The sequence below is a fragment of the Halopseudomonas laoshanensis genome (assembly GCF_008365385.1).
Classification (GTDB): domain Bacteria; phylum Pseudomonadota; class Gammaproteobacteria; order Pseudomonadales; family Pseudomonadaceae; genus Halopseudomonas; species Halopseudomonas laoshanensis.
Genome location: NZ_QOVF01000001.1, coordinates 1,018,178 through 1,029,709, shown reverse-complemented (window position 1 = coordinate 1,029,709; position 11,532 = coordinate 1,018,178). Strand labels below are relative to the sequence as shown.

The window sequence follows — 11,532 nt, the reverse complement described above, 5'->3', positions numbered from 1 at the left end:
GAGGTAATGCCTGAACAGCGCGCTATTGGCTGACTGTCCATGAATAAGTTAGTTGCTGTGCTGCAATAGCCAGGAACGGACCAGGGGAAAGTGGTCATCCCGCGCATTTGCGTGTGTCAGCATATCGTTATGACCGTAGTCTCTGGAGCATCCTGTGCCTTTCTCCAGCAATACGATCTGTGCATCATGGTTGCCCAGCTCCCGGGCGAAGGCTTTCACGTCATCAACATGGCCCAAATAAAGGTCATGCTTGCCAGCCAGATACAGACCCGGCGGCCAGTGCAAAGCGTCCAATGCCAAAGCATAGTCGAATCCGTCCTCCAGATCACGCCATTCGCCACCGTTCATCCACGCCAGGTTGTCTCGGTGAAGTGCACAGGACTCATCCGCCGAACCGGCGCCCAGTGAACGCGCGGGAATAAAGCCCTTGATCCGGCCCAATAGCCCGGCCACCTTGCCCCACAAAAGATCGATCATGATACGTTTGCGCAAACTGCGCTGGTAGATCACCCGCTTGCAGCCGAAGTGCACCATACCGGCGATCCGCGGCAAATAGTGCGGCTGGCGAATCAGCGCGCTAGCCAACCAGACTCCGCCCCAGGAATGCGTGGCAGCGAAAAACGGCTTTCCGGGATACTCACGTTCAATCAGATCAAAAAGCGCTGGCATGTCCTCGGTAATCAGCTGCTGCTGAGTAATCTGCATGCCGGGCTGGAGCGACGGCGTGCTCTGCCCACGGCCGCGCAGATCCGGCACAAAAACGTCATAGCCCAGCTGCGCCAGCCAGGGTGCAAGCCCCTTGCCCGACTGGGAGTAGAATATTCGTCCGTCCTCCACCAGCCCGTGCACCAGGAGTATCGGTGCGCAAGGAGTGGTTGGTCGAAAACGTTGTACATGCAGAACGATGCCAGGCGCCGCTTCCAGCTGCAGGGCCGAACTGAGAATATCGACCATCAGGCGGCGATCTCCTGCCACAATTTCGCCAGACGTTTGGCTGACACTGGATAGCGGGTGCCCAGCTGTTGCGCAAACAGCGATACCCGGTACTCCTCCAATAACCAGCGCCACTGCTGCAACTGCTCGTCCCATCTGCCTTCCTGACGGTGCTTTTGTTCGCGGGCCTGATACTGGCTCACCAGTTGCTGAATCTCACCGGTCCAGACGCGGTCACGCTGGACCTGGCCGGGCAACTTATCCAGGCGCTGCTCGATGGCTTGCAGATAGCGCGGGTATTGGCTCAGCCACTGGGCTGGTACATCCCGAACAAAATGCTTGAATACCAACCCCTCCAACTGACCGCGAATGTCGGTCAGCGCCACGGCCCAGGCCAGGTCAATCTTGCCTTTGAGGCGCTTCTGCACGCCATGCCATTGCTTGAGCAAGGCCAGCAGCTCACGCGCCAGACTTTCCGCTATCGGCACCCATTCCGCCCGGCCTTTGGCCAGACAGTCCGCTAATGTCTGCGGATCGCGCGGCAGCGGCTGGCCTTCCGGCAGAAATACCCGGTCAATGGAGGCGAGCAACAGGTCTTCGGTCAACTGCTGTTGATTGCCCCACTCGCGATAATAGATCGCGGCTTCTTTTAACGCCGACAGTTTCTGTCGCAGGAAACGCGCCTGTTCGCCCTGGGCCTGCAACAGCAATCGCTGTAAGCCGCGGCGATGTGCCTGTTCAGCCTGCACCGGGGTATCAAAGAGCTGCTCAACTACCTGTTCGCCCTGCTCGGCCCAGGCCGGCCAGAAGGTCACTTCAATCCCCGCCTGTTTGCGTACCAGGCTGAGCGGCAAGGCATATTCGCCTGGCGGCTGAGCTTTGGCCTGGTCACTGCTCGTAACCTGTACCGGTTTGGCTGGTGCCTGGGGCTGGCCGGCCAGTTGACTGCACAGAGCGCTGTGATCGCGGCCGCTGGCAATCACCTTGCCGTCGGCATCCACCACTTCAATGCGCATACGCAGGTGCGGCTCCAGCTCGATATCATCCCAGGCGGCATCGTCCAACCGGGTGCCGGTCATGCGGCTCAACTCGCGGCCCAAGGTCTGTGCCAAATGGCCCTGCCCGAAGGGCATACGCTCCAACGCCGCACGGACAAAATCCGGCACCGGCACGAAGTTGCGTCGCAGCGACTTGGGCAGGCCGCGTACCAGTGCCACGCACTTATCAAAGATCAAGCCAGGCACTAACCAGTCGAGCCGTTCCGCGGGAATCTGCCGTAACAGTGCGGCAGGTACTTTAATGCTAACGCCATCCTCCTCATGCCCCGGTTCAAAATGGTAGCTAAGCGGTAATGCCACCTGCTCCCAACGCCAGGCATCAGGATACTGCTCGACCGTGACCTCGCCCGCTTCGCGCTTGAGCAGATCCTCCCGAGTCATGTGCAGCAGATTGGGCTGGTCGTGCTGGGATTTTTTCAGCCAGCGTTCGAAGCTGGCCAACTGGTAGACGTTAGCGGGCACGTGACGGTCGAAAAACGCGTAGAGAGCTTCATCGTCCACCAGGATATCCCGGCGTCGGGCTTTGGCTTCCAGCTCGTCGAGTTCCGCAAGCAGCTGCAGATTGGCCTTGTTGAACGCCGAGCGGCCATGCCACTCACCGCCGACCAATGCCCGGCGAATAAAGATTTCCCGCGAGGCGACCGGATCAATCGGACCGAAATGCACTTTGCGCTTGGGTACGATGATCAAGCCATAGAGCGTGACCTGCTCAAAGGCGACGACCTGGCCGCGCTTTTTCTCCCAATGCGGCTCGCTGTGGCTGGTCTTGACCAGATGCGCCGCCAGCGGCTCGACCCATAAAGGATCAATCTTCGCGGCCAGGCGACCATACAACCGGCGCGTTTCGGTCAGCTCGGCAACCATGACCCAGTTCGGGCGTTTTTTCGCCAGTGCCGAAGACGGATGCAGCATAAAACGCCGCTGACGTGCACCGAGATAATCGCCCTCCTCGGTCTTGTTGCCCAGCTGGCTCAGCAGGCCGGACAACAAGGCTTTATGCACCGCCTCTTCTGACGCCGGTTGCGCATTGCGCACCAGCTCCAGGTCCTTGCAAGTGAGTACCAGCTGCCGGTGCGTTTCGCGCCATTCGCGCAGACGCATAAAGTTCAAAAACTGCCGGCGGCACCAACTGCGCAATTGCCCTTGCGTCAGCGCCTGGCGCTGCTCCTCGAAACCGCGCCACAGATTCAGGAAGGCAGCAAAATCCGAGCCTTCGTCTTTCCACTGGGCATGCGCCTGGTCCGCGGCCTGCTGACGCTCCAGGGGGCGTTCGCGCGGGTCTTGCACGGCCAACGCACTAGCGATGATCAATACCTCTTCCAGACTGCCGCTGGTACTGGCTTCGAGCAACATACGACCAATGCGCGGGTCGACCGGCAACCTCGCCAATTGGCGCCCGTTGGCGGTAATCACACCCTCGCGGTCTACCGCGCCGAGCTCCTGCAGCAGGTTGAAACCGTCACTGATCGAGCGCCCATCCGGCGGCTCGATAAAGGGAAAATCCTCGATCCGGCCCAGCCGCAGATGCAACATCTGCAGGATCACCGCAGCCAGGTTGGTACGCAGAATTTCCGGGTCGGTAAACTCCGGCCGCGCGTTGAAGTCCTCTTCGGCGTACAAACGCACGCAAATACCCGGTGCCACCCGCCCGCAGCGACCCTTGCGCTGATTAGCGCTGGCCTGGGAGATCGCCTCCACCGGCAAACGCTGCACTTTCGAACGTGGGCTGTAGCGGCTGATGCGCGCTTCACCGGGATCAATCACGTAGACGATGCCCGGCACGGTCAGCGAGGTTTCAGCGACGTTGGTCGCCAGCACCACCCGGCGGCCGGCATGCGAGGCAAAAATTTTCTGCTGCTCGGCCACCGACAAACGCGCATATAACGGCAGTATTTCGGTATGGCGCAGATTGGCCTTGCGCAGGTAGTCGGCGGTATCGCGAATCTCCCGCTCACCCGGCAGGAATATCAACGCATCACCTGGGCCCTTGCCGTTGGCCCGTTCGTACTTTTCCAGTTCTCGTAGAGCGGCGAGAATGCCCTGTTCGATACTCAGGTCTTCCTCGACCTGATTACCCTCTTCATCCATCTCCGCGCTGAGCGGTCGATACCAGACATCCACCGGGTAGGCACGACCTGAGACCTCAATCACCGGAGCATTGTCAAAATGCTCGGAAAAGCGCTGCAGATCGATGGTCGCCGAGGTAATGATGATCTTGAGATCCGGGCGCTCCGGCAGGATGGTTTTCAGATAACCCAGCAGAAAATCGATATTCAGGCTGCGCTCGTGGGCCTCATCGATAATCAAGGTGTCGTAGCGCTGCAGCAGCCGGTCGTGCTGGGTTTCAGCCAGCAGGATGCCATCGGTCATCAACTTGATCAGCGTGCTGTCTTTGCTCTGATCGGTAAAGCGTACCTGGAAGCCGACCAGCTCTCCCAGGGGCGTACCTATTTCATCCGCCACACGGCTGGCGACACTGCGCGCGGCCAGACGGCGCGGCTGCGTGTGGCCTATCTGGCCATGACTGCCACGGCCCAATTCGAGACAGATTTTCGGAATCTGCGTGGTCTTGCCCGAGCCGGTTTCACCGGCAATCACCACTACCTGATGCTCGGCAATCGCCGCTCTGATCTGCTCGCGGCGCTCGGCAATCGGCAGTTGATCGTCGTAGCGCATCGGCGGAATGCTGGCGCGGCGCGCCTCAACCCGTGCGCACGAACGGCTGAAGCGCTCTTGCCACTGGGCCAGACGCTGGGCATCCGGCTTTTTTCCCAGGCTGGCAAGCTGGCGTTCCAGGCGTGGACGGTCAGCGGCCATGGCCTGGTTGAGGTGGGCGGCAAGGGAATTCAAATCAGTCATCAATTCGGCTCTGGAGAAAACAAAAACCCCGCCAGTGCAGAGCAATGGCGGGGTCGTATTGTCGCAGATTTACTCTAAGCGTTGCTGCAGCTGAGACCGCTAATGTTACTTATTGGCGATTTTCTTCAACTCTTCATCGCGCAGCTCACGACGCAGGATCTTGCCGACGTTGGTGGTCGGCAGCGCGTCGCGGAACTCGACAAACTTCGGTACTTTGTACGCGGTCAGGCTGTCACGCATCTGCGCTTTGACCTGCTCTTCACTCAACTCGGCACCCGGTGCCTTGACCAGGAATACCTTGATCGCTTCGCCGGATTTCTCGTCGGGTACACCGATAGCGGCGCACTGGGTCACACCAGGAATCGCCGCCATGACATCTTCCAGCTCGTTCGGATAAACGTTGAAGCCGGAAACCAGGATCATGTCTTTTTTGCGATCCACAATACGCAGGAAGCCGTCTTCCTGGATGATGGCGATGTCACCCGTCTTCAGCCAGCCTTCAGCGTCGAGCATTTCATCGGTCGCTTCCTGACGCTGCCAATAGCCCTTCATTACCTGGGGGCCTTTGACGCACAGCTCGCCGCGCTCGCCCATAGGCACTTCGGTGCCGTCATCATCGATGATCTTGCACAGAGTGGATGGTACTGGAATACCAATAGTGCCCAACTGAATTGCTTTGATCGGATTCACTGTAGCCAGCGGGCTGGTTTCGGTCATGCCATAACCTTCGCAGACCTTACAGCCGGTGATTTTTTCCCAGCGCTCGGCTGTGGCCTGTTGCAGCGCCATGCCACCAGAGAGGGTGACCTTGAACTGGCTGAAATCCAGCCCGCGGAAAGTTTCATCGTTGCACAGTGCGACAAACAGTGTATTCAGACCAACAAAGCCGGTGAAGCGGACCTTTGACAGCTCCTTGACGAACGCCGGGATATCGCGCGGATTGGTGATCAGAATATTGTGATTACCACTGATCATCATCGCCATGCAGTGAAAGGTGAAGGCGTAGATGTGATACAGCGGCAGCGGGCAGATCAGCACTTCCTCGCCGTCCTTGATGCTGTTGCCCATCATCGCCTTGGCCTGCAGCATGTTGGCGACCAGATTGCGGTGGGTCAGCATCGCGCCTTTGGCAACGCCTGTGGTGCCGCCGGTATATTGCAATACCGCCACATCGTCATTGGTGGGCGAAGCTTCGGTAAAGCTCTGCCCTTTGCCCTTGGCCAGCGCATCGTTGAACTTGATCGCGTCCGGAATATTGAAGGCCGGCACCATCTTTTTCACATGCTTGACGACAAAGTTGATCAATGTCCGCTTGAGCGGCGGCAGCATGTCACCGACTTCGGTAACGATGACTTTCTTCACACCGGTTTTTGGAACTACCTGCTCAGCCAGATGAGCCATGTTGGCCAGGCAGATCAGCAGTTTGGCACCGGAGTCGTTGAACTGGTGTTCCATCTCGCGGGGCGTATACAACGGGTTGGTATTCACCACGACATAGCCGGCGCGCATGGCACCAAACACCGCTATGGGGTACTGCAGGACGTTGGGCATCTGGATGGCAACCCGATCGCCTGGCTGCAGACCGCTATGCTTCTGCAGGTAAGCGGCAAAATCACCAGAGAGTTTGTACATTTCACCGTAGGTAAGGGTTTTACCCAGGTTGGTAAAGGCAGGCTTGTCTGCAAAGCGCTGGCAGGATTCCTTCAAAACGGCAAGGATGTTGGGGTATTGGTCCGCATTAATCTCGAAAGGAATGTCTGCCGGGTATTTGTCTTTCCAGAAATTCTCAAGCATGGATGCCTGCTCCTGAACTAGTCGGCCACGCAAGCCGATTCTCTCTTATGGGTTATAAAGGCTACTCCGAAAACGCGTAGAAAGCGCGGTAGCGGAGTTTCCTGCACAGAACTGGCTTATCGGCGTCAATGATGAACAAAAACAGCATTTCAGTCGAAAAGTGGCCGAAGACTAGCAGTTTTTGCCAGATCAGACCAGCGTGGCTATTGAGCGGCGTGGGGGCATGGAAGAATGAGCTTGCGGGGGAGTAGCCCGGTGTGAAACCACCGGGCTTGAGGCTGGCGATGCCAGCCTGGCAGGTTGCGCTTGGTTACTTGTCGCGCAGCTCCCGGCGCAGAATCTTGCCGACCGGGGTCATCGGCAGAGAATCGCGGATTTCATAATGCTTGGGTACTTTGTAGCCAGTAAAGTTGGCGCGGCAATACGCTTTCAACTCATCGATGTTCAGATCATCCGCGCTAGGCACAACGAACAGTTTGACGGCTTCGCCGGACTTCTCGTCAGGTACACCGATCGCCGCAGCGTTGGCGACCTTCGGGTGCGCAGCTACCACGTCTTCAATCTCGTTCGGATAGACGTTGAAGCCCGAGACAATGATCAGATCCTTGATGCGGTCAACGATGGAAACAAAACCGTCCTCGTCAATCACAGCAACGTCTCCGGTTTTCAACCAGCCTTCAGGGTCGAGCATTTCTGCGGTTGCATCGTCGCGCTGCCAATAACCCTTCATCACCTGCGGGCCTTTCACGCACAACTCGCCGCGCTCGCCGACTGGTAGTTCAACGCCATTTTCATCGATCACCTTGATCGCGGTGCTAGGTACCGGCAAACCGACGCTACCCAGCCGCGCCAAACCATCACCTGGGCTGGAGCAGACTACCGGCGAGCATTCGGTCAGGCCATAGCCTTCGCCGATCAGGCTGCCGGTCTTGCCTTGCCAACGTTCGGCAGTCGCTTTGACCAGGGCGGTACCGCCAGAGGTAGTGCTCTTGAGATGGGAGAAATCGATCTCGGTAAACTCGGGGTGCTCCATCAACGCCACGAACAGCGTATTGAGGCCAACCATGGAAGAGAACTTCCACTTCTTCAGCTCTTTAACGAAACCGGGAATATCACGTGGATTGGTAATCAGCACGTTATGGTGCCCCGCCAGCATCATGCACATGCAGTTCGCGGTGAAAGCGAAGATATGATAGAGCGGCAGTGGGCAGATAACGATCTCACCGCTGTCGCTCATGATCTTCTTGCCGTCTTTATCCACCTGCTGCATGTTGGCGTAAACCTGCAGCATGTTCGCCACCAGGTTGCCATGGGTCAGCATCGCGCCCTTGGAGGGGCCGGTAGTACCGCCGGTATATTGCAGCACGGCGACATCGTCCAGGGTCTTGGTCACCGGGGTCGGCGTCTTGCCCTTGCTGGCTTTCAGTGCGGCCTTGAATGACACTGCCTGAGGCAGGTTGAAGGATGGCACCATCTTCTTCACACGCTTGACGACGGTATTGACCAGCATGCCCTTGAGGCCAGGCAGCATATCGCCCATGCGCGCTTCAAACAGGTATTTCAGATCGGTATCGGGGAGGACTTCCTCCACCAGATGGCCAAACATATTCATGTAGATCAAGGCTTTAGCGCCGGAATCTTTGAACTGGTGACGCATTTCCCGCGCGGTGTACAGCGGGTTGGTATTGACCACGATCAGGCCGGCGCGAATAGCGCCAAAGACGGCAACAGGGAACTGCAATACGTTGGGCATCTGGATGGCGATGCGATCGCCAGGTTTGAGGTCGGTCTGCGTCTGGATATAGCTGGCAAAGTTGCCGGACAAACGATCAATTTCACCGTAAGTCAGCGTGGTGTCCATATTAGTAAACGCAGGACGATCAGCGAATTTCTTGCAGGAGCTTGCGAATACTTCATTGATCGAACCGTATTGCGTCAGGTCGATCTCGTTAGGTACACCCGGTGGGCGCTTGTCGTTCCAGAACGCTGCTTCCATTATTGTTGTCCTCTTCCCCGTATCATTTACCCAAGGTGCAATCGGGTTAGCCCCTCGGTACTCTTGTTCCAGCAGACAGCCCTGTCGGCAGCGGGCTTGTCATTCGGTTCACGTCTATGCGTAACTCGTAAAAATACCAGCATTGCCGGGAAACACAAAATGCTGTTCTGTTTCATTTGGTATGTGAATAAGGAGAGTAACAAGAGTGACTTACCAAACCCGCAGACTGCTCAGTGACGACCAATACCCGCTGATGCTGCACGAATGGCTGCCGGAGGATCGCCAGTGCAAAGCACTGATGCTGATCAGCCACGGCATGGCCGAGCATGCGGCCCGTTACGACCGTTTGGCCCAACAGTTGAACTTCCACGGCTTTGCCGTCGCGGCGCTCGACCAGAGAGGTCATGGCCAGAGCAGCCTGGGCCAGAAACAAGGGCATTTTGCCGACCAGGATGGCTGGCGCAAGGTAACCGATGATATTGCCCTGCTGTTGCGTGAAGGCCAGGCGTTGGCGCCGGGCAAACCGGTTTTTCTTTTCGGCCACAGCATGGGCTCTTACATAGTGCAGGGCTTTCTGCTGCGTCACAGAGCGGATCTGGCTGGCGTGGTATTGAGTGGCAGCAATGCCCATCCTCCTGCGCTCAGCCGCTTTGGCCGAGCTGCGGCCACGCTCGAAGGGCGGATACGCGGAGCTGACCAGCCGGCGCTGGGCATCAGCAAACTCAGCTTTGGCCAGTTCAATAAGGCGTTTCGGCCAGCACGTACCGAGTTTGATTGGTTGAGCCGGGATCCTGCAGAGGTAGACCGGTACGTTGCCGACCCCATGTGCGGCTTCAACTGTACTGCGCGTCTTTGGCAAGATCTGTTTGGCGGCCTGCTACAGATCGCCGACCCACGTGAGCTGAAACGCATTCCCGACACGTTCCCAGTGCTGATCATCGGCGGCAGCGCAGACCCGGTCAGCGCCGGCAACGGCCTGGCGCGGTTGCAGCGGCGCTTGCAGGACGCAGGGCTGTCGCAGGTCAGTCTGCAATTGTATGATGACGCCCGCCATGAAATTCTCAATGAAACCAACCGCGATCAGGTGACTGCCGAACTGATCGAGTGGCTGGATACACAATTGCTGGCAACGTCCAACACAGCCAACTCAACGGAGAGCACTGATGTCCAAGCTTGAAAATCGCACCTACGACGAACTTGCCCTGGGTGACAAAGCTGAGGTCACCCATATGGTCAGCGAGCGCGATCTGATCCTGTTCGCCGAGGTGTCCGGTGATGTGAACCCGGTGCACCTGGATGAGGAGTTTGCTGCAGCCACTCCGTTCAAAGGCCGTATTGCCCACGGCATGTTTTCCGGCGCCTTGATCTCCGCCGCTATTGCCTGCGAACTGCCGGGGCCGGGCACTATTTATATAGGTCAGGAAATGAGCTTCCTGCGTCCAGTACGCCTGGGCGACGAGATTCGCATTGAACTGGAAGTGATCGAGAAGCTGCCGAAGAACCGCGCGCGCATTGCTACGCGGGTGTTCAATCAGGATGGCAAACAGGTCGTCGATGGGGTCGCCACCGTGATGGTGCCCACCGAGAAGGTCAGCGTCGCGCGGCCGGTACTGCCAGAGGTGAAAATCGGTTAAAAAAAAACGGGAAGCCGGTCATGCACTGACCGGTTCCCGCTTTCACTTTCTGTTTCCAAGCTAGATAGCCAAAGGCTATTTACTCAGGTACCTCATCCCCTCTTCCAACCCTTCCAGCGTCAAGGGATACATCCGGTCCTCGATCAGATCACGCACAATGCGTGTCGAGGTGGTGTAGTCCCAGGCGTCTTTGGGGTAAGGGTTAATCCAGATCATCTTCTTGTACTTTTCCATAAAGCGCTGGATCCATACATGACCGGCCTCTTCATTCCAATGCTCGACGCTGCCGCCGGGCTGGGTGATTTCGTAGGGCGCCATCGCCGCGTCACCAACAAACACGACCTTGTAGTCCGGACCGTATTTATGCAGCAGATCCATGGTCGAGGTGCGTTCATTGGTGCGACGCAGATTGTTTTTCCAGACGGATTCATACGGGCAGTTATGGAAGTAGAAGTACTCCAGATGCTTGAACTCGGTACGGCAGGCGGAGAACAATTCTTCGCAAACCTTGATATGCGCATCCATCGAGCCGCCGATATCAAATAACAGCAGCAACTTGACCGCGTTGCGACGTTCGGGGCGCATCTGAATGTTCAGTAGGCCTGCATCGCGAGCGGTGTGATCGATGGTGCCATCGATATCCAGCTCCTCAGCGGCGCCCTGGCGCGCGAACTTGCGCAGCCGACGCAAAGCCACCTTGATATTGCGCGTACCCAGCTCAACCTGATCATCCAGGTTCTTGTACTCGCGCTGATCCCAGACCTTGGCGGCCTTGCCCTGGCGCTTGCCGGCATCACCTACACGGATCCCTTCCGGGTTGTAGCCGCCTGAACCGAACGGGCTGGTACCACCGGTGCCGATCCACTTGTTGCCACCTTCGTGGCGCTCTTTCTGCTCTTCGAGACGCTTCTTGAACTCCTCGATCAGCTTGTCCAGCCCGCCAAGCGACTTGATTTTCTCGCGCTCTTCGTCGGTGAGCATCTTCTCGAACTCTTTGCGCAGCCAATCCTCGGGGATGAGCGCTTCGAGAAGTTGATCCAGGTTCTGCAGACCATTGAAATAAGCCCCGAAGGCCCGGTCGAACTTGTCGAAGTGGCGCTCATCCTTGACCATCACGGTACGCGCCAGGTAGTAGAATTCGTCCATATCGGCGAAAACCACATGGTGCTTGAGCGCACGGATCAGATCGAGCAGCTCGCGGACCGATACCGGCACCTTGGCTGCGCGCATTTCATTGAACAGGCCCAATAACATGGGC

Annotated in this window: 7 protein-coding genes; 2 read left to right on the top strand and 5 right to left on the bottom strand. The window is 57.7% G+C overall.

Annotated features, from left to right (window positions below):
* Positions 1-48: 48 nt before the first annotated feature.
* The 4 genes from DT594_RS04715 to DT594_RS04700 form a co-directional block, all read right to left on the bottom strand.
* On the bottom strand, positions 49-975 hold the full coding sequence (locus tag DT594_RS04715) for an alpha/beta fold hydrolase (protein ID WP_149331584.1): 927 nt from the start codon (positions 973-975) through the stop codon (positions 49-51).
* Positions 954-4,850, bottom strand: a complete 3,897-nt coding sequence (hrpA, locus tag DT594_RS04710) for an ATP-dependent RNA helicase HrpA (protein WP_149331583.1) — start codon at positions 4,848-4,850, stop codon at positions 954-956. Before hrpA ends, DT594_RS04715 begins: the two co-directional genes overlap by 22 nt.
* A gap of 105 nt (positions 4,851-4,955) precedes the next feature.
* Positions 4,956-6,644 carry a long-chain-fatty-acid--CoA ligase FadD1 gene (fadD1, locus tag DT594_RS04705; RefSeq protein ID WP_149331582.1) on the bottom strand — a complete coding sequence of 563 codons (1,689 nt, stop codon included), beginning with the start codon at positions 6,642-6,644 and terminating at the stop codon, positions 4,956-4,958.
* Positions 6,645-6,954: 310 nt separating this feature from the next.
* Positions 6,955-8,640 carry a long-chain-fatty-acid--CoA ligase gene (locus DT594_RS04700; RefSeq protein WP_149331581.1) on the bottom strand — a complete coding sequence of 562 codons (1,686 nt, stop codon included), beginning with the start codon at positions 8,638-8,640 and terminating at the stop codon, positions 6,955-6,957.
* Positions 8,641-8,893: 253 nt separating this feature from the next.
* Here DT594_RS04700 and DT594_RS04695 point away from each other — a divergent pair, with 253 nt between their 5' ends.
* Both DT594_RS04695 and DT594_RS04690 read left to right on the top strand, forming a co-directional pair.
* Positions 8,894-9,817, top strand: coding sequence for an alpha/beta hydrolase (locus tag DT594_RS04695; RefSeq protein WP_149331952.1), 924 nt, complete (start codon positions 8,894-8,896; stop codon positions 9,815-9,817).
* Positions 9,804-10,274, top strand: a complete 471-nt coding sequence (locus DT594_RS04690) for a MaoC/PaaZ C-terminal domain-containing protein (protein ID WP_149331580.1) — start codon at positions 9,804-9,806, stop codon at positions 10,272-10,274. Before DT594_RS04695 ends, DT594_RS04690 begins: the two co-directional genes overlap by 14 nt.
* Positions 10,275-10,349: 75 nt before the next feature.
* On the opposite strand, the gene DT594_RS04685 is transcribed toward DT594_RS04690, so the two are convergent.
* Positions 10,350-11,528, bottom strand: coding sequence for a vWA domain-containing protein (locus tag DT594_RS04685; RefSeq protein WP_096345308.1), 1,179 nt, complete (start codon positions 11,526-11,528; stop codon positions 10,350-10,352).
* Positions 11,529-11,532 lie beyond the last annotated feature (4 nt).

What these genes read in the sequence shown, in the direction of transcription:
- DT594_RS04700 (WP_149331581.1), bottom strand. Translation starts at nt 8,640, where the DNA reads ATGGAAGCAGCGTTCTGGAACGACAAGCGCCCACCGGGTGTACCTAAC.
- hrpA (WP_149331583.1), bottom strand. Translation starts at nt 4,850, where the DNA reads ATGACTGATTTGAATTCCCTTGCCGCCCACCTCAACCAGGCCATGGCC.
- DT594_RS04685 (WP_096345308.1), bottom strand. Translation starts at nt 11,528, where the DNA reads ATGTTATTGGGCCTGTTCAATGAAATGCGCGCAGCCAAGGTGCCGGTA.
- DT594_RS04690 (WP_149331580.1), top strand. Translation starts at nt 9,804, where the DNA reads ATGTCCAAGCTTGAAAATCGCACCTACGACGAACTTGCCCTGGGTGAC.
- DT594_RS04695 (WP_149331952.1), top strand. Translation starts at nt 8,894, where the DNA reads ATGCTGCACGAATGGCTGCCGGAGGATCGCCAGTGCAAAGCACTGATG.
- fadD1 (WP_149331582.1), bottom strand. Translation starts at nt 6,644, where the DNA reads ATGCTTGAGAATTTCTGGAAAGACAAATACCCGGCAGACATTCCTTTC.